The organism is Bradyrhizobium sp. JR4.1 (assembly GCF_040548605.1).
In the GTDB taxonomy this organism is placed as follows: Bacteria; Pseudomonadota; Alphaproteobacteria; order Rhizobiales; family Xanthobacteraceae; genus Bradyrhizobium; species Bradyrhizobium canariense.
Genome location: NZ_JBEPRY010000017.1, coordinates 140,516 through 161,830, shown reverse-complemented (window position 1 = coordinate 161,830; position 21,315 = coordinate 140,516). Strand labels below are relative to the sequence as shown.

The following is a 21,315-nucleotide window of genomic DNA, read 5'->3' as shown; positions in this document are numbered from 1 at the left end:
CTTCCGGTGTGAAGTCAAGCGCCATTGTCGTCCCTAGGGCGCGCGGCATTCTCTGTCCAAGCCAAATCCGGCATCGATCAATGCTAGAGTTGCATCGATGGATCAGACCGGCTTTGGGCGGACAACCGGCCCACCGTCCTGTTTTTCCGAAATCATCTGTCCGTCGGGCGCGGGAAGCGTTGATAGGCGTTGCTTGACGACGCCGGTGCGGCCCCCTCAAGATGCTGCGAAACAAGACGGACCATCCCGAGGAATGCCCATGCCGCGGAAGCTGATCGACATCTCCGTGCCGCTCAGAAACGACGTGACGGCGGATCCGCCGGGCAATCACCCGACGATCCAGTACATCGATCACCAGCAGGGCCTGCCGCGGATGCTGCAGTTCTTCGACGGCCTCACGGCGCAGGACCTGCCGGACGGCCAGGGCTGGGCCGTCGAGCAGGTCTCGCTGTCGACCCATAACGGCACGCATCTCGATGCGCCCTGGCACTTCAATCCAACCATGAATCGCGGCGAGCGGTCATGGACGATCGACGAGGTGCCGCTGGAATGGTGCTTTCAGCCCGGCGTGAAGCTCGACTTCCGACATCTGCCCGACGGCTACGTGGCGAGCGCCGACGACGTCGAGAAGGAGTTGAGGCGGATCCGGCATGCGCTGTCGCCGCTGGAGATCGTCGTCGACAACACCGGCGCCGGCGCCAAGTTCGGCCAAGCCGACTATGTCAGCTCAGGCTGTGGCATGGGCTATGAGGCCACCATGTATCTGCTCGAACGCGGCGTGCGGCTGACCGGCACCGACGGCTGGAGCTGGGACGCGCCGTTCGTCCACACCGCGAAGAAATATGCCGAAACGAAAGACGCCGGCCTGATCTGGGAGGGCCACAAGGCGGGGCGGCACATCGGCTATTGCCATCTCGAGAAGCTGCACAATCTCGACCAGCTGCCTTCGACCGGGTTCACCGTCTCGTGCTTTCCGGTGAAGATCGAGCGGGCCTCCGCAGGCTGGACCCGCGCGGTCGCGATCATCGACAGCTAGCTGTCGAGCCTGCTCTCGGCGAGTTCGCGCAAGGCATCCATATCTAGCACAACGATGGCCCCGTGCTCGAGGCGAACCCAGTTGCGGCCCGCCCAGGCGCGCAATTGCTTGTTGATGCTCTCGCGCGTCATCCCCACCATCTCGCTGATCTCCTGCTGCGTGATGGCGAGCGTGCCGCTGCCGGAGTCGAACTTGCGCTCTTCGGTGAGGCCGAGCAGCGCGCTCGCAAGCCGGCCCGGCAGATTTTGCAGGATCACCTGCTCGACCTGCTGGCTGGTCCAGCGCAGGCGCGCGCAGAGCAGCTCGATGAATTTCATTGCGAGCGCCGGCTGGCTCTTCACGAACGGCAGAAAGTCCCGGCGATCGATGATGTAGAGCTCGCAATTGGTGTTGGCGGTCGCATCGGCCGACCTGGGGGCGCCGTCGAGCACCGCGATTTCGCCGAAGATCTCTCCGGGACCGATCAGATTGAGAATGGCGTTGCGGCCGTCGGGCGACGAAGAGGAGATCTTCACCGTCCCCGTGATCACCGCAAACAGGTTGTTGCCGGGATCGCCCTTGGCGGCGATCGTCGCGCCGCGCTTCACCGTGGTGTGCTTGGCGTAACGGCAGAGCTGATCCAGCGCCTCCGGCTCCAGATCCGCAAAGATCGGGTGCTTGCGCAGGACCGATAATTTATTTCCCGCCGCTTGTCGGGGGTCGTCGCCGGTCTTGTCCTGAGGCACGCCACTGGGCTCCTAAGACTGCGAGGCACTGGGGTCCCTGCGTAGTCAGTGTAGCCCAGTTTTTCAACCGGAAAGCATGCTCTCGATTTGAGGCAAACGCGGCGAAAATGCCGCGGTCAGGGGCGAAGCCGGCAGCCGAAGGATGAGCCAATGCGTCCCGGTCGATGCAGAGTTGCAAGCGCCGCACGCCGCCTTGCGTTGAGGCGCTGCCAATCGTCCCGAGTTCGCACGGCATAGCCCGCGCCGCGGGCGCCACAAAATGCGACCCTAATCTCAGGAGCTTCGACGCTTGACGTCTGACTTGAGCGGGCCCGCGCTGGTTTGCCGGTCTGCCCAGGCCAGAGCCCCGGCGAATGTGACAAAGATTGCCACGACAATGATGCTCATAAGCAACGCGTCAGCCGGCATGATGCCCTCCCCTGTGGTTTCAGGCATTATTCGGGGCACGCGGCCGAATGCATTGATCCCGATCAAAATCGAGCCGCGCTGCGTCGGAATCAGGCTGCGGCCAGGGCCTCGACCTTCGCCGGATCGAGCAGGCTGATCCCGCCATGAATGATCTCGATCACGCCGTGGCGCTCCAGCTTGGTGAAGGTGCGGCTGACGGTCTCGATGGTCAGGCCGAGGTAGTCGGCGATGTCCTGGCGGCTCATCGGAAGCGGAACCGTGTCCGATGCCCCCTTCAGCGAGACCAGCCGCTCGCGCCAGCCGAGCAGAAAGGCCGCCACCTTTTCGTCCGCCGAACGGCGGCCGAGCAGGACCATGTGGTCCCGGGCCTGGTTCAGCTCGCGAATTGCCAGCTCGTTGATCCGCCTGAGGAGGTGCAGCCGGTGCTCGATGAAACGGCCGAAGGGTGCCTTCGCAAACTGGCATACCGTCACCGCGCCGATCGCATCGGCCGAAAAATTGTGCCTGCCCGAAATATTCATCCCCAGGAAATCGCCGGGCAAGGCAAAGCCCACGATCTGCCGGCGGCCGTCGGCGAGTAGCTTGTACAGCCGCATGACGCCCTCGAGGAGATTGTAGAACGAGGTCGTGATGTCCTCCTCGGAGAACACAGTCTCGCCTGAGGAAAAATGGACGCGCCGGCCGAGATGCTCGAATTCCCGAAGCTCGACCGCATCCAGCGACGAACAAACCGCTGATGCGCGGACGGCGCAATCGGTGCAGAGCTGCCAGTTCGGTTCAATCGTGACTATGGGCTTCATCGACCGCTCCAAGCGCCGGGTGGCCATCAGGCCCATTCCGTCGCGCGGCTGCATTTTACTGCACTGCGCCAAAGCCGGTTGACCCAGATCAATTTTGGAGGGAATCCCCGCCCTATTCTTCTCCCGGACATAATCGGGGTCACTTTACATGCTGCAAGGAACGCTGCGTCACGGGTTGATTGGGTTGCTTCTGATCACGCCTGCTGTGGCGGCCCCGACCGCCGAACAACGCGGCAAGGCCTTTGCGCGAGCCAATTGCGCGCGCTGCCACGCGATCGACCGTGCGTCGAACAGTCCGCTCAAGATCGCACCGCCGCTGCGCGCCCTGCACCAACGCTATCCCGTCGAGAGCCTTGGGGAGGCGCTGGCCGAAGGCATCAACACCGGCCACGCCGACATGCCGGCCTTCGAGCTCAGTCCGGACCAGATCCACGATCTCCTGTCCTACCTCAAGACCCTGGAATAGCCGGCGTCACACCGCCTGCACCGTCCAGCCGATCAGCTCCTTGGCGATGCGTGTGAAGGCCACATCGAACGCTGCGACCGCCGCGGCCGGTTCGACCTTGTCGAGCTTTTCGCTGGTGTCGAGGAGACGCGAGGCGATCACCTTGCCGTTCTTGTCGACGATCCGCGCCGACAGTCCGATCTCGACCCGTGCCTCCCCCTCCGTGGCGATGCGGAAGCGCCTGATGTCGATCAGCAGCTGATAGTCCGCTTGCCCGAGATCGGCCGTTCGCAATGGCGCGTGGGCGATGTCGTAGTTCTCGAAACTATCGATCAGCCGCGCCTGCACCAGTTTTGGAATGCTGTCGGCCCAGAGGAAGTCCGCAAAGCCCGGATTGTCGCCGCCAGGGGCGAACAGCATGCGCTGGGTCTGGAGCATGGCGACCGCCGTCGGCTCGGGAATGGCCAGTGACGTCGAGAGCGTCTTGCCGGCCGGCCCGAGGTTCTGCGGCGTGCGCAGGTCATAGGTGACTTTCTGCGCCGGCGTTCCGCCGCCGGTCATCTTCTCCAGGCCCGCCAAAATGCCGTCGATTTTGCCGGTGTTGCGCGCAAGCCCGTCCGAGAAGGTCTTGAGATTGGCGATGGTGTCCTTCAGCGGACCCGAATTGTCCTCCAGCACGGTGTCGACCCGCCGCAACGCATCACGCGCGGCTTGCGTCATGCTCTGGCCCGCACCCGCCTCGGCAATCAAGGTCGGGGTCTCGCCGGATTTGGTGACGATGACGCCTCCCTCCAGCGTCACTACCGGCACGCCGGTCAGCCCCTGGAAATCGAGCCCGACCCTGCTGTCGGCGCGCACCGGCGTGGTTGAAGCAACCGATATCGTCGCATTGACGAAGCGTGGATTGTCCGGCGCAAGCCCGAGCTGGGTAACCTCGCCGACGCGGATGCCGTTGAACAGTACGCCGGCTCCGACCAGAAGACCGGGCACCGGGCCCTGGAATTGTACGTGATAGCTCGTGCGCGGCCCGATGCCGCCGGTGTTGTTCAGCCAATAGACGAAGCCGAACACCGCGAGGATCGCGGCCAGGACGAAACTGCCGATCAGCACGTAGGGAGCGCGGGTTTCCATGTCTCATCTCATCTCGTGTTGCAGCATCTGCGAGCGCTTGCCATGGAAATAGGCGCGCACCCAGGGATGCTCGGATTGCAGCAGGTCGCGCATCGGACCGATCGCCACGATCTTGCCGTCGGCAAGAGCAGCGACCCGATCGCAGACCGTTGTCAGGCTCGCCAGATCATGGGTAACCATGAAGACGGTGAAGCCGAGGGTCTTTTGCAGGGTCGCGATCAGCGCATCGAAATCACCCGCCGCGATCGGATCGAGGCCCGAGGTCGGCTCGTCCAGGAACAGGATCGGCGGATCGAGCGCGAGCGCGCGCGCCAGCGCGACGCGCTTGGTCATGCCGCCGGATAGCTCCGCCGGATATTTATCGGCATCCTGCGCCCGCAGCCCGACCATTTCGAGCTTGGCGATCGCGATCTCGTCCATCAGCTCCTGCGACAGGACGAGATTTTCACGAAGCGGAAATTGGATGTTCTGCCGGACCGTCAGCGAGGAGAACAGCGCGCCCTGCTGGAACAGAATCCCCCATGTCGTGGCCGCGCCTTCGGTGCGGCCGCCGATTGGCCGTCCCGTAACCTCGATGGTCCCGCCTTGGCGCGGGATGAGGCCGATGATGGTCCGCATCAGCACCGACTTGCCGCCACCGGACGCCCCCACGAGTCCGAGGATCTCACCCCGGCGCACGTCGAGCGACAGATGATCGAGCACGGTCTGCCGGCCGAAGCCGACCACGAGGTCGCGGACGCGGATCGCGAACTGCTCTTGCGATTCGCCCATGATCACATTCCGATCGAGGCGAAGAAGATCGCGAACAGGCCGTCCAGCACGATCACCAGGAAGATCGACTTGACCACCGACGTCGTGGTCTGTCGTCCCAGCGACTCGGCGCTGCCCTTCACGCGCAAGCCCTCGCTGCAGGCGACGATTCCGATCACCAGCGCCATGAACGGCGCCTTCAGGATGCCCACCTCGAAATGGGTGACCGAGATCGCCTCGTGCAGCCTCGCGATGTAGATCGCCGGCGCCATGCCGCCGTAGAACTGCGCGACCAGGCCGCCGCCATAGAGTGCGGCAATCGATCCGATGAAAGCAAGGATCGGCAGCGCAATCACCAGGGCCGCAACCCGCGGCAGGATCAGGACGTGGACGGGATCGAGGCCCATGGTCGAGAGCGCATCAATCTCCTCGCGCATCTTCATCGAGCCGAGCTCGGCGGTGTAGGCGCTTCCCGAGCGGCCGGCGACCATGATGGCAACGATCAGCACCCCGAGCTCGCGCAGCACCAGGATGCCGACCATGTCGACGGTGTAGGACTCCGCGCCGAACCTGCGGAAATGGAAAAATCCCTGCTGGGCGATGATGGCGCCGATCAGGAAGGTGATCAGCACGACGATGGGGATGGCCTGCCAGCCGATGCGATAGAGCTGATAGATCAGCGATGTCAGTCGCAGCGAGCGCGGCCGGCGCAGCACGCCGATCACGGCCATGCACAACGCGCCCAGCATTTGAAGAAAGATCGTGATGTCTTCACGCGCGCCGACCGTGGACTTGCCGAGATCGTTCAGTCTGAGCAGAACCGGGTTAGGTGCAGGCGTCGGCAGCGGCGTGTGGCGGTTGACCTGACGCACCTCGTCCATCAGGCCACTGAAATGGTCGGCGACCCCGATAAATTCGGTCGATCGACCGGACGATGAAGCCCTGCGCGACAGCTTTTCCAGGACCCAGGCGCCGAGCGTGTCGAGCGCGCTGACGCCCGACATGTCCAAGGTCACGGCTCTGGATTGATCGACGTCCGCCCCGACCGACCGGGACAATGTCTCCAGCATCGACACGTTCGCGGCAATCCACGGCCCTTCCGGGCACAATTTCAGCTCTTCGCCGGAGGGCGTTGCCAGCAACAGCGGTTCGGAGTTCACGCTTCCACCTCATCGGGACAACCCGGTCCCCATTCAGCCGGTCATTCTAGGCCAGCATGTGGCAGCCGGTTTGACCTGTCTCAAGACCACGACGCGTCTGCCTCCTTGACGCAAATCAAGCGCGGTCGGACCAGTGGGTCCTAGGTTTGTTTCCACTAACGGGGAAATCAGATCCATGTTCGACAGCGACAGGATGAGCGAAGAACTGCGCACGCTGAAGATTGACGTCACACGCTTGCTGAGCACGGCCGGCGAGGAGATGTTCGACAGTTCGAAGGACCGCGCGGAGGCGCTTGCCGATCAGATCAGGGCCGCGCTCGCCGAGCTCGGTGAGACCGTCGACGAGGAGCAGCAGCAGCTGCAGGGCCTCATTGCGGACCGCCCGATCACATCACTTGCCTCGGCCTTCGCGCTCGGCGTGGTCGTCGGCTTCATGCTGCGGAGGCACTAGGTGAACACCGAAAATGTCGTCAAACATCTGCGGGTGCTCTGGCGTACCGACAGGATCATCGCGGACATCCGACTGCGCCACCTGCTGATCGGCCTCGGCCTGCGCGCCTTTGCGGCGCTGATCGCCGCCTTCGGCCTCCTGATGCTGGAGCTGTCCGCCTATTTCGCACTGGTGCAGATCTGGAGTGCCATTGGCGCGGCCGCCATCCTCGGCGCCGTCAATTTTGTCATCGCAGCAATTCTCTTTGTGATTGCCGGCCGCCCGCCTTCAGGCCGCGACATCGAACTCGCCAACGAGATTCACGGCGCATCCATCGAAGCTCTTCAGCTCGAGGCACGCACATTCCAGGCCCAAATGTCGGGCGCCGTGCATCATCCGCTCAGCACGATCTTGCCGGTGCTGGTGCCGCTGATTGCGGTCCTGATCAAGACTTTGCGGAGAACGGCCAAGGAGTCCCCCGCGGCAAATTCGGCCGAAGCGCGCGCCTGACGGACGCGCTCAGAGTTTCAGCCTGACGTCGCAAATGTCCGGTTCAGTGGGATCCGGCTTCACCTCGAAGCCGAGCTGCCGGCACATCTCCAGCATGGTGGTGTTCTCCCTGAGAACATCACCCGAGATCGCCTTGAGCCCCTCCGATCTCGCGTAGTCGATGATCAGCTGCATCAGGGCCCATCCCAGCCCCTTGCCCTTGAGATCGGACCGCAGCAGGATCGCATATTCGCCGCTCTCGTAGATCGAGTCCGAATGGAGTCGGACCACGCCGACCATCTCACCGCTCGCCTCGTCGAATGCGATAAAGGCCATCGCGCGCGCATAGTCGAGCTGGGTCAGGCGCGCGATGAACTCGTGGGTGAACTCCTTCATCGGCGCGAAGAAACGCAGACGAAGATCGTGCGCCGTGACATGACGCAGGAATGCGTGGATGGTCGGCTCGTCCTCCGGACGCAGGGGCCGCGCGAAGATCCGCCAGCCCTCCTTGAGCTTGAGGCGGCGCTCCCATTGGGACGGATAGGCCCGAACGGCGAAGTTGGCGGCGCCGGAGCCGGCAAACTTCGGTTGCGGCGGCCCGACCGCGACGCGAGCGTCGACCGCGGTCACGCCGGTTTCATCCGCCAGCAGCGGATTGATGTCGAATTCGCGGATCTCGGGAATGTCGGCGGCCATCTGCGCCAGCTTGACCAGGACCATGGCGACAGCGTCAGGCTTCACCGCCGGCACGTCCCGGTAAGCGCGAAGCAGCCGGGACACGCGCGTGCGGTCGATCAGGTCGCGGGCCAGTTGCAGATCGAGCGGCGGCAGCGCAAGCGCCTTGTCGTTGATGATCTCGACCGCGGTCCCGCCGCGGCCGAATACCACGACGGTCCCGAAGGTCGGATCGTCGGCGAGGCCCAGGATCAGCTCGCGCGCCTTCGCCTTGACGACCATCGCCTGCACGATGACGCCCTCGATGCGAGCTTCGGGACGCAGCTTTCTCGCCCGAGCGAGAATGTCGGTGGCGGCGGCGCGCACCGCCTCGACCGTCGTCAGATTGAGCACGACGCCGCCGACATCGGATTTGTGGACGATGTCGCGCGACATGATCTTCAGCACGACGGTGGCGCCTTGCGCAAAGATGTCTTCCGCGTAGGCCACCGCCTGCTCGACATCGGCCGCGGCGTAAGTGGGCACCATCGCGATATCGTAGGCTTCAAGCAGGTGCTTGATCTCGACGGGTTCGAGCCATTGCCGGCCGTCTGCGATGGCGGCAGCGACGATCTGTTTTGCGGCACGTGCGTCCGGCACGAACGTGTCGGGCATTGCGGGTGGAACCTGGCTCAACTCCTCCACGACTTCGCGATGCCTCACGAGGTACATGAAGCCGCGCACGGCGTCATCCTCGGTCGGATAGTTCGGGATGCCCGCGCCGGACAGTGTTTCGATGATGTTCTGGTCTGCTCCGATCCACGAGGCGAGCACGGGCTTGGCCCAACTGCGGTGCTTCTCGCGATATGTCTTGACGCGTTCGGTCACCATCGTTGCGATATCGGCAGCCGAGGCGATCGCGGTCTGCACGTTGAGGACGAGGACCGCGTCGTTGTCGGGATCGGCGAGCAGCACCTCGAGCGCCGCCGCATAGCGCGACGCATCGGCGTCGCCCACGATGTCGACGGGATTTGCGCCGGACCAGGTCGGCGGCAGCGCGTCATCGAGCTTCTTGCGCGCGTCCGCCGAGATGCTCGCCGGAATGCCGCCGAGTTCGACCAACCGGTCGATGGCGAGGACACCGATGCCGCCGCCATTGGTCAAGATGGCGAGGCGCTTTCCCGCCGGCGACTCGACGCGGCCGAGCGTCTCGGCGCAATCGAACAGCTCGCGCAGATCGGAGACCCGCAGGACGCCCGCGCGGCGGAACGCCGCGTCATAGACGGCGTCGGCGCCCGCAAGCGCACCGGTATGGGTGGCAGCCGCCTTCGCGCCCTGCGCCATTCGGCCGGACTTCACCAAGACAACGGGCTTCACGCGCGCCGCGGCACGCGCGGCCGACATGAACTTGCGCGCGTCCTTGATGGCTTCGATATAGAGCAGGATCGCGCGGGTCTTGTGATCCATCGCGAAATAGTCGAGCAGATCGGCAATATCGACGTCGATCTGATCGCCGATCGAGACGATGCCGGAGAAGCCGACGCCGCGCTGCGCGGCCCAATCGACCATGCCGGCCGCGATTGCGCCTGATTGCGAGATCAGCGCGAGATTCCCGGGCCCCGGCATGTGCGCGGCAAAACTGGCATTGAGGCTCACGGCGGGCATCATGATGCCCAGGCAGTTCGGCCCGATCAGCCGCATGCCGTATTTGCGGGCCGCAGTGATGGCGGCCCCGTGGAGGGACCCCGGTCCATGGCCGAGCCCGGCCGAGACGATCAGGGCGCCCGCCGAGCCGCGCCGCCCGGCTTGATCGAGAATGCCCGGAACCGCGCGCGCCGGCGCGGTGATAACCACAAGCTCGGGCACGAACGGCAATAGATCGAGGCTGTCCACGGCCGTGACGCCGCCGATCTCCGCATGGCGCGGATTAACGAGGCCGAACTGTCCCGTGAATCCAGCCTTACGAATGTTCTCCAGAACGGCGCGTCCGACGGAGACCGGGCGGGCGCTCGCACCGACGAGCGCGACCGAACGCGGCGACAGCAGGTTCTTCAGACGATAGGTCGACATGAAAGCAAATGCGCCCGGTCGGTGGCGGTTCCGATGGTTGACGATCAGGCCGATAAACTGGCCACCCGCCTAGTACGAGATCATAACCCAGCACGGTGGCTCGCCAATGACGGTCTTTGTCACACCGCCCCAAACGATCTCGTTCAGGCGCGAATGATGGTAGGCGCCCATTACGATCGCATCGATGGCATGGGAATTCGCCCAGCTTCCGAGCACCTTGCCAATCGAGCTGCCGCCGCCCGCCACGGTTTCAAACGAGGCGTAGACCCCATGTTCCCTCAAGTGATCGACGAGAGCCGTCCCGGATTGCACGATCGCCTCGGACTTGTCGTCCGCCACGGTCACCACGCGGACTAGGGCGGCTGCCTGAAGGATAGGCAGCGCGTCGCCGACCGCACGCGCCGCACGCGCGGAGTGGTCCCAGGCGATCATGACGTTCTCGAATTCCGGGCGCAGTTCGTCCACATGCTGCTCCGGGCAGAGCAGCACTGGCCGTCCGGATTCGAACAAGAGCGTCTCGATGATGTGCTCGGTTCGGCTGTCGTGCGGCTTCACGGGGACCAGCGTGAGATCGCTGAAGCGCCCGTGCTCGGCCAGGACTGTCGCGATCTGGTCTGCCGGCACCTTGGCGGACCGGCTTTGAGCGCGAATGCCGGTGCGGGAGGTTGCGCGGGTGAACGCACCCAGGAGATCCTGACTGTCGCCCGCCCCAAGCGAGCCGTTTGGCTCGGCCGCATCGGAATCATCGGGGAGCATCACCTTCGGCCGCACGAAAACATCCTCTTCGAGCGCAAGCGCGGTGATCCTGGCGCCGAGGTCGGCGGCAACGGCCACGCATTTCTCGATCGCAGCAAGGGCCGGGCCGCGTGACTGGCCGACGAGCGGCAGAAAGACGTCCTTGATCGGCATCGGGATTCTCCTCAGGCGCCAGAATAGGCCGGCTTTGGTTGGGACGCTTGATCCTCGTCAAGCCCAAGAACTCCGACCGATCGGAAAGGAGACAGGCGTTGACCGAAGTCAAGGACTGGCCGTGATCTGCTTCTATGGATTACCCTGATCGCGGGGCGAGCCGCCTTCCGACGCATCTGGACGTACCAGCTGGAATGACAGACGATTCTGCGACCCAGGACCGGATCTTTGCGGCGCTCACCAATTCCGCGGGTCATCCGAACGTAAGGCGGATCGATACGCACGCAGCTTCGGTCTTTCTCGAAGGCAGACGCGCTCTGAAAATCAAGCGCGCCGTGCAGTTTCCGTTCCTCGATTATTCGACGCTCGAGAAGCGCAAGGCGGCGTGTGAGGAGGAGATCAGGATCAACCGGCCGCTGGCGCCGCAGATCTATCACCGTGTCGTGGCGATCACGGAAGAGCCCGATGGATCGGTGAAGGTCGACGGAAGCGGCCGGCCGATCGAGTATGCGGTCGAGATGTTGCGCTTCGACGAAAGCCGGACGCTGGATCATCTGGCCAACGCCGGAGCGCTGGATGACACTTTTGCCTCGGCTGTCGCCGACGCGATCGCCGCTTCGCATGCGCAGGCTATTCGCGCCGACGGCAGTGCATGGGTTTCCTCCATCCCCGGCCTGATCGATGGCAACAGCAATGGCCTGCGGACCGGCAATCATTTCGAAGCCGAAGAGATCGCAGAACTCGGCAGAGACTCGCACGCAACGTTCCTCCACCTTCGGCCTTTGCTCGAAGAGCGCGGCCGTCAAGGCTTCGTGCGCCGCTGCCATGGCGACCTGCATCTTGCGAACATCGTGGCGATCGACGAACAGCCGGTGCTGTTCGACGCCATCGAGTTCGATGCGCAGATGGCAACCACCGACGTGCTCTACGATCTCGCATTCGGATTAATGGACCTGTTGCACCACGATCAACCACGCGCGGCCAACATCGTGCTGAACCGTTATCTCGCCGGGACTCCGGTCAAAAATCTCGACGCGCTCTCCGCACTGCCGCTGTTCATGTCCATCCGGGCGGCGATCCGCGCCCAGGTCGCGCTGGCACGGCTGAAGCCGCCGCATTCCGGTGATCCCAGCATTCTCGACAGGGCACGGCGCTATTTTGGCCTCGCCCGCGCGCTGATCCAACCGCCCGCTCCCCGGCTGATTGCAGTCGGCGGATTGTCAGGCACCGGAAAGACGATTTTGGCACGCGCGCTCGCGCCGGACATTGCGCCGCAGCCGGGGGCCGTCGTGCTGCGCAGCGACCTCGTCCGCAAGCAGATGTTAGGGGTCAAGGAAACGAACCGCCTGCCGGCATCCGCATACACGCCGGAGGTCACGGCCCGCGTTTACGATATATTGGCTCGGCACGCCGGGCGGGTGCTGGCGCAAGGCCATTCAGCGATCATCGACGGCGTGTTCGCCCGCGAGGACGAACGAGACGCGGTCGCCGCACTGGCGCGCGAGCGCAACGTGCCGCTGAGCGGCCTATTTCTGGTTGCGGACCTCGCGACCCGGCAGGCGCGGATCGGAGCCCGCCGGGGCGACGCATCCGACGCCACGCAAGAGGTTGCCGCGCGGCAAGAGCACTATAATATCGGCCATATCGGTTGGGCGACCATCGATGCATCCGGGACACAAGAGCAGACGCTCCAGAACTGCCGGGACGCGATCGCCGAGAGCAAGTAAGGCAATCTGCAAATGGCGCGACCCAGCACGAGTTCGACGGCCGCGCGCGTCAAGCCTGCGGCGAGGCGCAATGCCCTGCCCGGCCGCCTCAGCTCCGGCATGGTCTGCGACACGGCCTTCCGGATCATCGCCCGCCGTCACCTCGCCGCCGTTCTCGCCCAGCATGACGGCACCTGCCGCGGCGATCCCGAGGCACTGCACCAGATCCGGATTGCACTGACGCATCTGCGCACCGCCATCCGCTTCTTCTCGCCGATGGTCGATGATGCCCTTCGGCCGGAGGTCTGGACCGAACTGAAATGGCTGAACAGCCAGCTCGGCATGGTCCGGGACCTCGACGTGGCGATCGAGCGGGTCATCGCCGAGAGTGAAGGCGAGTTGACCGTGATTGCCGAGCTCCAGCATTGGGACGAAAAGCGCGCCGAGAGCCATCGCCAGTTGGCGCGCGCGCTGCAATCCGCGCGGTATCGCCGGCTCGTCGAGCAGACCTCAGCCTGGATCGAGAGCGGCCCCTGGTCGACCCGGCGCAGCAAGGAAGCTATTAGGCTACGCCGCTGCACGCTCGCCGACCACGCAACAGTGAAACTCACGGAATGGGAAAAAACGCTGCTCAAGAAAGCACGCAAGCTCCGCAAGCTCGACGTCGAGAAACGGCACAAGCTGCGGCTTCTCAACAAACGACTGACCTATTCGATCGAGTCCCTGGACGACCTGTTCGCCGACGAATCGCTGACGAAGCAGAAGTCGATCCTCAAGCAATTGCGCAAGGCGCAAAAATCCCTCGGGCGATTGAACGACGATGCGCGGGGGCAAACCTTGGCGGCGTCATTGAACGGGGCCGTCCCCGAGGCGGGCATTCGCTTCCTCAACCGCAAGCGCGAAAAGAAACTGTTGCGGACCGCCTCGCGCGCCTACCGGAAACTCGACAAGGCCAAGCCGTTCCGCTCCGCCGACCTTGCGCCGAATGCGGAGCCTGAGGACTAGGTGTGGACGTAGTCTCCTGGCGCGTCCGGCAGACCGTCAAGGTCTCCGCCTCCGATCTGCGGCGGATCGCAGGGCGACCCGGAGCGTGCGGCCAGCCATTCGGCCCATTCCGGCCACCACGATCCCTCGACTCGCGGCGCCAGCTTCAACCATTCGTCCGGGCCAACATAGGGCGCATCGGCGGCCTTGATCAGCACTTGATAGCTGTGGCCGGACTCGTCCGGCGCCGCGACGACGCCGGCATTGTGGCCGCCGCTGGTCAATACAAAGGTCACGTCGGCATCGACCTGGTAGTGGATCTTGTAGACCGATCGCCACGGCGCCACGTGATCGGCGAGCGTGCCGACCACGAACATCGGCGCATGGATGTCGGAAAGCGAAACACTCTTGTCCTCGACACGATAGCGGCCCTCGGCCAGATCGTTGCCCAGGAATAGCTTTCGCAGATACTCCGAGTGCATGCGAAAGGGCAGCCGCGTGGCGTCGGCGTTCCAGGCCATCAGGTCGCTCGGTGGCGCACCCTCGCCCATCAGATAGTCATGCGACAGCCGCGACCAGATCAGTTCATTGGAGCGCAACAGCTGGAACGCGCCGGCCATCTGCGTCGTGTCCAGATAGCCCCGCTGCCACATCAGGTCCTCGAGAAAGGCGACCTGGCTCTCGTTGATGAAGAGCGTCAGCTCGCCGGCCTCGGTGAAATCCGTCTGTGCGGCAAGCAGGGTGATCGTGCACAGTCGCTTGTCGCCATCGCGTGCCATCGCGGCCGCGGCGATCGACAGCAATGTGCCGCCCAGGCAGTAGCCGAGTGCATGGGTGTTCCGGCCCGGCAGGATCCGGCCGATCATGTCCAGCGCCGCCATGACACCCAGCTTGCGATAGTCGTCGAAAGCAACATCCCGATCTTTGGCATCCGGATTTCGCCAGGAAATCGCGAATACGGTGAAACCCTGACTGGTCAGATACTTCACCAGAGAATTCTGCGGCGACAGATCGAGGATGTAGTACTTCATGATCCAGGCGGGCACGATCAGGATCGGCTCGGGTCGCACTTGCGCAGTCGTGGGTTGGTACTGGATCAGCTCGATCAACTCATTGCGGTAAACGACCTTGCCCGGCGAAGCCGCGACCGTCTCGCCGACGATAAACTGTTCGTCACCCGCTGGCCTTGCGGCGGAGAGCAGGCGCATCAGATCGCTGCACCAGTTCTGCCAGCCGAATACGAAATTCTCCCCGCCGCTCCGGAACGCCTTCTCCAGCACTTGCGGATTGGTCGCCGCAAAATTCGACGGCGCCAGCATGTCAAGCATCTGACGCATCGAAAATTCGACGATGGCTTCATTTGCGTGCGACACGCCACGTACACCTGTCGTGGCATCGTGCCACCAGCGCTCTCCGAGCAGGAACGCCTGCGCAAGCAGATTGAATGGTGCGGCCTCCCACTCTGGCCCCCTGAAGCGACGATCCCGCCCCTGCGGCGCAATCACGGACCACGGCTTTTGCGACGTCGCATGCGCGGCGGCTTCCACAAACTGGCCCATGTCGCGAAGCACGTTGCGCGACATCTCCACCTGACGCTGCGGTGCCGCAGCCAGATGAGAGCTCCAATCGAGCCAGGCGAGCGACAAGGCCAGCGGCGAAATCCCGCCCGTCAACCGCGACAGCATCGCGTGAAACGCGCGGTCAAGAGGGTATGGCTCCGATACAGGCAGGGAATCGGCGGCGACGGGCCTTCCAGCCAGGGCTTCGGGGGCCGTCGTAGAGGCTTCGGGCTCAACAACAGGACTGACGGAGAGAGCCTGCGCGGACGGCTCTTCGGGTCTTGGAAATATCTGCACGACGCTCATGGCTGAATGTTCCTGCCCGCTTCTTGGCGGCGTGGCAGCAGGATATGGCGAGGCTTCGGATGCGCGTTGAGCTGCATCAAGTCCGGGCATCGATCACGATTGCTCAACCGGGAAGAGCCCGATTCATCCTTTGACCTGCGTCAAGCCGCAGCACGAGGCCAGAGCTAGGCTCCGCGCATCGACATTCGACAAGCCAGCGGAGTCCGGCATGCGCGCCCATCAGATCATGACCCGGTCGGTCATCTCGGTTACCCCAGACACCAGCATCGTCGAGGCGGCAAACATCATGCTGAAGCGGCATGTCAGCGGTCTCACCGTCGTCGACGATGCCGACAAGCTGGTCGGCGTGGTCTCGGAAGGCGACTTCATCCGCCGCAGCGAAATCGGCACGGGACGCAAGCGAGGGCGCTGGCTGCGGTTCATTCTCGGATCCGGCAAATCGGCCAGCGACTTCGTCCACGAGCACGGCCGCAAGGTCTCGGAGGTGATGACCCGTTCACCAGTGACCATCACCGAGGATACGGCACTTGCCGAGATCGTCGATCTCATGGAACGGAACAATGTGAAGCGTCTACCGGTGATCCGCGGCGACAAGATCGTCGGCATCGTGTCGCGCGCGAACCTGCTCCAGGCGGTGGCGGACCTCGCCCGAGACGTACCCGACCCGACCGCGGACGACGATCACATTCGCAGCCGCATCATCGATACCATGGAGAAGAACGACTGGTGCCCGTTCGGGCTGAACGTCATCGTCCGCGACGGCATCGTTCATCTCAGCGGCATCATCACCGAGGAGCGCGTGCGACAGGCCGCGATCGTCGCAGCGGAGAACGTCAACGGCGTGAAGAAGGTGCATGACCATCTCTGCTGGGTCGACACCATGTCAGGAATATATCTGAACTCACCCGAGGACGATGACCTCGCCAAGGCAAGCTGACCAAGGCAAGCTGACCAAGGCAAGCTGACCAAGGCAAGCTGACCAAGGCAAGCTGAGCACGCACGGACCGCAGTTCAGCGCGGGATGACGGCGGTGGCCTCGATTTCGACGCGCGCCGCCTTCTCGACGAGGCGGACGACCTGAACCAGCGCCATCGCCGGATAGTGCGCGCCGAAGATGGTGCGGTAGGCCTTGCCGAGCTCTTTCAGGTTCGCCAGGTACTCCTCCATGTCGACGACGTACCAGGTCAGGCGCACCAGATGCTCGGGCTGCGCACCGGCCTCCGCGAGGATCGCGGCGATGTTGCTCAGGGTCTGGCGCACTTGCGCGACAAAACCGTCCGCGAGATGCTCCTCGGCATCCCAGCCGATGACGCCGCCAGTGACGACGATGCGTCCCTCGGCGGCCATGCCGTTGGCATAGCCTTTCGGCACCGGCCAACCGGACGGCTGGAGCACCTGCGCCCTGGAGCGGGCTTCGTCCTCGGCTGCTGTCGGCAGCACCGCGAGGTGCGGGCCTTTCGGCGTCGTCACTGACAATTCTCTATCCTTCTCTCATTCCGCCGCGACGCCGGAGGACGCCACCGCGGTCTGCGCCAGTTGCCGAAGCGCAAAGCGCTTTAGTTTGCCGGTCTCGGTCTTCGGCAGTTGCGTCACGAACTCGATCGCGCGCGGATATTTGTATGGCGCGATCGCCCGTTTGACATGCTCCTGCAACGCAGCCACGAGCTCGGAGTCCGGCGTTACGCCCGGCGCGGCAATGACATAGGCCTTCACAATCATGCCGCGCGCCTCGTCCGGCGCGCCGACGACCCCGCACTCGAGGACGGAGGGATGCGTGAGCAGCGCCGCCTCGACGTCCGTGCCTGCGATGTTGTAGCCGGCCGACACGATCATGTCGTCCGAGCGCGACTGGTACCAGAAATAGCCGTCGCTATCCATCAGATAGGTGTCGCCGGTGATGTTCCAGCCGTTCTGGACGTATTTGCGCTGCCGCTCGTCGGCGAGATAGCGACATCCGGTCGGCCCGCGTACCGCGAGCCGCCCCATCGTGCCCGGCGGCAAATCATTGCCGGAATCGTCGACGATCTTCGCTTCATACCCCGGCACCGGCTTGCCCGTCGCACCGGGGCGGATCTCGTCCTCGGTCGCGCTGATGAAGATGTGCAGCAGCTCGGTCGAGCCGATGCCGTCCATCAGCTTGATGCCGGTCGCCTTCAGCCAGGCATCGAATGTCGGCTTGGGCAGCGTCTCGCCGGCGGACACGCATTTGCGAAGCGAGGAAATATCGCGGCCCGGAAGCTTGCCAATCATCGCCCGGTACGCGGTCGGCGCGGTGAAACAGATCGTGGTCTTGTACCGCTCGATCGCATTCAGAATGTCATCGGGCGTCGTCTTCTCCAGGACGACGAAAGAGGCACCGATGTGCATCGGAAACAGCACGCCGCCGAAGCCAAACGTGAAGGCGAGCGGTGCCGAGCCGACGAAGCGATCCTTCTGCTCCGCGCGCAGGATGTTGCGCGCATAGCCATCGCACACCGCCAGCATGTCACGGTGGAAATGCATGGTGCCCTTGGGATCGCCGGTCGTGCCCGACGTGAAAGCGATCAGGCAGACGTCGTCGGAGGCGGTATCGACAGCTTTGAACTCCGGACTTGCATCCCCCATCAGCGCCTCGAGCGAGTCGCCGGCGCCGTTGCCCCAATAGAATACGCGCTTGAGGCCGGGGGCTGCGGCTTTCGCCTTCTCCATTTCGTCGGCGAGCTTGCCATCGCAGAGCGCAAGTACGATCTCCGCCTTCTGGATCGGATAGGACAGCTCCTTCGCACGCAACAGTGGCATCGTCGCCACGACGATGCCACCCGCCTTGATCACCGCCAGATAGGTCGCGACCATCATCGGATTGTTGGCCGAGCGTAGCAGCACGCGCCCGCCGGTGACGAGACCAAGCTTGCCGACCAGCACATTGGCGATGCGGTTCACGACCGTTTGCAGCTCACGATAGGTGTAGCTGACGGCGGGGCTGATCACACAGGGAGCGTCGCCATGTCCCTGCTCCACCCAACGGTCGAGGAAATAGCTGACGCAGTTGAGGCGGGGCGGATATTGCAGTTCCGGTCGCGTGAAGATGAATTCCGGCCAGAGCTCGGCTGGCGGAAGATGCTGCCGCGCGAATATATCGACATGGGCTGTCGCAGCGTTGTCATCACGCGAGCTCGAGACCTTGGCGGCGTTGGCCATCGCACGCTCCTTTCAGCATGGAAAGCACCCGGCAGCACTAACTCGGAAACATTTTAGGCTTAAAGCAATTTCGCGCAATAGCGGATTTTGGGCATCCCGTGCTTTTTCCGGTGGCAAACGGGATGGGCGGGTGCCTCGGCCGCGGACCTAGCCCCGGCGGCGAGCGGCCGATTTCTGCGCCGATGCCTTGGTCTTGGCGAGCAGCCGCATCAATTCGCGCACATCCTTCGGGGTCAGATCAGCGAAGAGATCGGCGATCCAGGTTTCGTGTTCCGCGGCCATTCTGCGAAACTCGGCGCGACCGAGTTTCGTCAGCCGGATCACCTGGACGCGGCGGTCCGTCTCCGACGTGCGGCGGTCGAGATGACCGGATTCCACGAGGCGCTCGACGAGGCCGGTGACGTTGCCGTTCGACACCATCATGCGCTTGGAGACGTCGGACAGCGTCATGCCGTCGGGTGCCTTGTCGAGCTGCGCCATCAGGTCGAAACGGGGCAATGTGACGTCGAAGCGCTGCCGCAACCGGCCACGGACCTCGCCCTCGATCAGGGTCGTGCAGGTCAGGAGGCGCAGCCACAGCCGAAGCTCTTCGGCGTGGTCCTCCGGAGTTTCGACGGCCTTGGTCTCGGAATCGAGCATGTTGATGCAGTCACTCACGGCCGACATTGGCGCCCGGCAGGGATTCCCAACGTTTTGAGCTTCAAATAAATCGACGCCGGCTGCAAGCCTAAAGCCGCAACAATCGACCGCATGCCGATTTCTTTAGGCTTCAAATAATTGGCGCGCCGCTTGCATGCACCGCTGCCCGCAGGATGACGAGTTGAGCTTAGCTTGCCGCGGCAGCAATCATCGGCATAAACTTGGATTGGAGTAGCGGCTTGCAACGCAAGACCGTCGTCACGGGGGACCGATCATGAAGACGCAAATGACGTTGGCCGCAGCCGCCTTGCTGCTTGGCACCGCGGTGAGCCCTTCCCTCGCCCAGGAAAAAATCAAGCTGGGTGTGATCGTGACCCTCTCGGGACCCGCCGCCGCGCTCGGCCAACAGGTTCGCGACGGCTTTGCGCTCGGGGTCAAGGATCTCGGTGGCAAGATGGGCGGCCGCAATGTCGAGGTCGTCGTGGTCGACGACGAGTTGAAGCCGGACGCAGCGGTCACCAAGGTCAAGGGCCTTCTGGAGCGCGACAAGGTCGACTTCGTGGTCGGTCCGATCTTCTCCAACATCCTCCAGGCGATCCACCGGCCGGTGACGGAATCGAAAACCTTCCTTATCAGCCCCAATGCCGGCCCATCGACGTTTGCCGGCAAGGACTGCAATCCGTTCTTCTATGTGACCTCGTATCAGAACGATCAGGTGCACGAGATCCTCGGCAAGGTCGCGCAGGATCGCGGCTACAAACGCATGTATCTGATGGTGCCGAACTATCAGGCCGGCAAGGACTCGGTCGCGGGCTTTAAGCTCGACTACAAGGGTGAGATCGTCGAAGAATCCTACATGCCGCTCAACACGCTGGATTTCCAGCCGGAGCTTTCCAAGATTTCGTCGCAGAAGCCCGATGCGCTCTTCACGTTCATGCCCGGCGGCCTCGGCGTCAATCTCGTCAAGCAATACAAGCAGGCCGGCCTCGCCGACAGCATTCCGGTGCTCTCGGCTTTCACCGTGGATGAATCGACCTTGCCGGCGCAGCAGGACGCCGCAGTCGGCATGTTCGGCGGCGCGAACTGGGCGCCCAATCTCGACAATCCCCAGAACAAGAAGTTCGTCGCTGCCTACGAGGCCGCCTATAATATCGTGCCGGGCACCTACGCCTTCCAGGCGTATGATGCCGCGATGCTGATCGACAGCGCCGTCAAGGCCGTGAAGGGCGATCTCTCGAACAAGGATGCGGTCGCGGCCGCTCTGAAAAAGGCGGACTTCACCTCGCTGCGCGGCGCCTTCAAGTTCAACACCAACGGTTATCCGATCCAGGATTTCTACCTGACCAAGGTCGCCAAGCGCGCGGACGGCAAGTTCCAGACCGAGATCGTCCAAAAAGTCTTCGAGAATTACGGCGACCGCTACGCCAAGGACTGCAAGGCGGCGAACTAAGCCGCACGTCGCGTTGAGGGAGGATCACAATGAAGAGCGAAATCACCGGCATCACGCGCGCCAATGAGGGAATCCAGGGCATCTCCTGGAACATCCTCGGCCAGACCTATGTGCCGAAGAGCAACACGGAGCACAGCTTCTCCTGGCATGCGACGCTGCCGCCGGGCACGTTCGTGCCGCCGCACATCCATCCCGACCAGGATGAATATCTCTATATGCTGGAGGGCAAGCTCGATTTCATGCTCGGCAATTCCGAGTCGCAGGCGACTGCGGGCGACCTGATCCGGCTCGGTATGGGCGTGCCGCACGGCATCTTCAACAAGTCGGAGCAGACCGCGAAAGTGCTGTTCTGGGTGTCACCTACCCGCAAGCTGTTCGACCTGTTCTGGGGCCTTCACAACATGAAGGAACAGAAGCCGGAGGACGTGGTGGCGATGGCCGCCGAGTTCAACATCCACTTCCTGCCGCCGCCTCCCGGCGGCTAGCT

20 protein-coding genes are annotated in these 21,315 nt (G+C 63.6%); 9 read left to right on the top strand and 11 right to left on the bottom strand.

What is annotated here, in order from left to right; translation table 11 throughout:
* Window positions 1-259 precede the first annotated feature (259 nt).
* The gene (locus tag ABIB90_RS28485) at window positions 260-1,036 is read left to right on the top strand and encodes a cyclase family protein (RefSeq protein ID WP_354201758.1); all 777 of its coding nucleotides are present in this window, start codon (window positions 260-262) and stop codon (window positions 1,034-1,036) included.
* Here the strand turns inward: ABIB90_RS28485 and ABIB90_RS28480 are convergent.
* On the bottom strand, window positions 1,033-1,761 hold the full coding sequence (locus tag ABIB90_RS28480) for a Crp/Fnr family transcriptional regulator (RefSeq protein WP_354201757.1): 729 nt from the start codon (window positions 1,759-1,761) through the stop codon (window positions 1,033-1,035). The two genes, ABIB90_RS28485 and ABIB90_RS28480, sit on opposite strands and share 4 nt — an antisense overlap.
* Before the next feature lie 497 nt (window positions 1,762-2,258).
* A complete protein-coding gene (locus ABIB90_RS28475; RefSeq protein WP_354201756.1) occupies window positions 2,259-2,969 on the bottom strand; it encodes a helix-turn-helix domain-containing protein in 711 nt (236 codons plus the stop codon).
* Window positions 2,970-3,117: 148 nt separating this feature from the next.
* Here ABIB90_RS28475 and ABIB90_RS28470 point away from each other — a divergent pair, with 148 nt between their 5' ends.
* Entirely contained in the window at window positions 3,118-3,435 is a 318-nt protein-coding gene (locus tag ABIB90_RS28470) for a c-type cytochrome (RefSeq protein ID WP_007601604.1), read from the top strand.
* Window positions 3,436-3,441: 6 nt separating this feature from the next.
* Here ABIB90_RS28470 and ABIB90_RS28465 read toward each other — a convergent pair whose 3' ends face one another.
* Genes ABIB90_RS28465 through ABIB90_RS28455 form a run of 3 tightly spaced genes read right to left on the bottom strand, consistent with a single transcriptional unit; the run spans window position 3,442 to window position 6,455 of the window.
* Complete coding sequence (locus ABIB90_RS28465; protein WP_354201755.1) at window positions 3,442-4,545, bottom strand: ABC-type transport auxiliary lipoprotein family protein; 1,104 nt, start codon at window positions 4,543-4,545, stop codon at window positions 3,442-3,444.
* Window positions 4,546-4,548: 3 nt separating this feature from the next.
* The gene (locus tag ABIB90_RS28460; RefSeq protein WP_219682423.1) at window positions 4,549-5,316 is read right to left on the bottom strand and encodes an ABC transporter ATP-binding protein; all 768 of its coding nucleotides are present in this window, start codon (window positions 5,314-5,316) and stop codon (window positions 4,549-4,551) included.
* Window positions 5,317-5,318: 2 nt separating this feature from the next.
* Complete coding sequence (locus ABIB90_RS28455; RefSeq protein ID WP_354128474.1) at window positions 5,319-6,455, bottom strand: MlaE family ABC transporter permease; 1,137 nt, start codon at window positions 6,453-6,455, stop codon at window positions 5,319-5,321.
* 175 nt (window positions 6,456-6,630) lie between these two features.
* Here ABIB90_RS28455 and ABIB90_RS28450 point away from each other — a divergent pair, with 175 nt between their 5' ends.
* Entirely contained in the window at window positions 6,631-6,906 is a 276-nt protein-coding gene (locus tag ABIB90_RS28450) for a hypothetical protein (protein ID WP_354201754.1), read from the top strand.
* Window positions 6,907-7,395, top strand: coding sequence for a phage holin family protein (locus ABIB90_RS28445; protein WP_354201753.1), 489 nt, complete (start codon window positions 6,907-6,909; stop codon window positions 7,393-7,395).
* Between the two features lie 9 nt (window positions 7,396-7,404).
* On the opposite strand, the gene ABIB90_RS28440 is transcribed toward ABIB90_RS28445, so the two are convergent.
* Entirely contained in the window at window positions 7,405-10,098 is a 2,694-nt protein-coding gene (locus ABIB90_RS28440) for a bifunctional acetate--CoA ligase family protein/GNAT family N-acetyltransferase (protein WP_354201752.1), read from the bottom strand.
* Between the two features lie 69 nt (window positions 10,099-10,167).
* Window positions 10,168-11,007 (bottom strand): universal stress protein, encoded by an 840-nt coding sequence (locus ABIB90_RS28435; RefSeq protein WP_007601593.1) that lies wholly within the window; start codon window positions 11,005-11,007, stop codon window positions 10,168-10,170.
* Window positions 11,008-11,201: 194 nt separating this feature from the next.
* Between ABIB90_RS28435 and ABIB90_RS28430 the strand changes: the two genes are divergently transcribed.
* A complete protein-coding gene (locus tag ABIB90_RS28430; RefSeq protein ID WP_354201751.1) occupies window positions 11,202-12,734 on the top strand; it encodes a bifunctional aminoglycoside phosphotransferase/ATP-binding protein in 1,533 nt (510 codons plus the stop codon).
* Between the two features lie 12 nt (window positions 12,735-12,746).
* Complete coding sequence (locus ABIB90_RS28425) at window positions 12,747-13,718, top strand: CHAD domain-containing protein (protein ID WP_354201750.1); 972 nt, start codon at window positions 12,747-12,749, stop codon at window positions 13,716-13,718.
* Here ABIB90_RS28425 and ABIB90_RS28420 read toward each other — a convergent pair.
* Window positions 13,715-15,562: a PHA/PHB synthase family protein gene (locus ABIB90_RS28420; RefSeq protein WP_354201749.1), complete on the bottom strand. Its 1,848-nt coding sequence runs from the start codon at window positions 15,560-15,562 to the stop codon at window positions 13,715-13,717. The two genes, ABIB90_RS28425 and ABIB90_RS28420, sit on opposite strands and share 4 nt — an antisense overlap.
* 208 nt (window positions 15,563-15,770) lie before the next feature.
* Between ABIB90_RS28420 and ABIB90_RS28415 the strand changes: the two genes are divergently transcribed.
* Window positions 15,771-16,499 (top strand): CBS domain-containing protein, encoded by a 729-nt coding sequence (locus ABIB90_RS28415; RefSeq protein ID WP_354201748.1) that lies wholly within the window; start codon window positions 15,771-15,773, stop codon window positions 16,497-16,499.
* Window positions 16,500-16,573: 74 nt separating this feature from the next.
* On the opposite strand, the gene ABIB90_RS28410 is transcribed toward ABIB90_RS28415, so the two are convergent.
* The 3 genes from ABIB90_RS28410 to ABIB90_RS28400 all read right to left on the bottom strand — a co-directional run bounded on the left by ABIB90_RS28410 (window position 16,574) and on the right by ABIB90_RS28400 (window position 19,405).
* Window positions 16,574-17,032, bottom strand: coding sequence for a RidA family protein (locus tag ABIB90_RS28410; protein WP_035994404.1), 459 nt, complete (start codon window positions 17,030-17,032; stop codon window positions 16,574-16,576).
* A 21-nt stretch (window positions 17,033-17,053) separates the two neighbouring features.
* Complete coding sequence (locus tag ABIB90_RS28405; protein WP_354201747.1) at window positions 17,054-18,739, bottom strand: benzoate-CoA ligase family protein; 1,686 nt, start codon at window positions 18,737-18,739, stop codon at window positions 17,054-17,056.
* A gap of 147 nt (window positions 18,740-18,886) precedes the next feature.
* Window positions 18,887-19,405, bottom strand: coding sequence for a MarR family winged helix-turn-helix transcriptional regulator (locus ABIB90_RS28400; protein WP_219682411.1), 519 nt, complete (start codon window positions 19,403-19,405; stop codon window positions 18,887-18,889).
* Between the two features lie 247 nt (window positions 19,406-19,652).
* Between ABIB90_RS28400 and ABIB90_RS28395 the strand changes: the two genes are divergently transcribed.
* Window positions 19,653-20,828, top strand: coding sequence for an ABC transporter substrate-binding protein (locus ABIB90_RS28395; RefSeq protein ID WP_354201746.1), 1,176 nt, complete (start codon window positions 19,653-19,655; stop codon window positions 20,826-20,828).
* A 29-nt stretch (window positions 20,829-20,857) separates the two neighbouring features.
* Window positions 20,858-21,313 (top strand): cupin domain-containing protein, encoded by a 456-nt coding sequence (locus ABIB90_RS28390; RefSeq protein ID WP_007601580.1) that lies wholly within the window; start codon window positions 20,858-20,860, stop codon window positions 21,311-21,313.
* The last annotated feature ends 2 nt before the right edge of the window (window positions 21,314-21,315 follow it).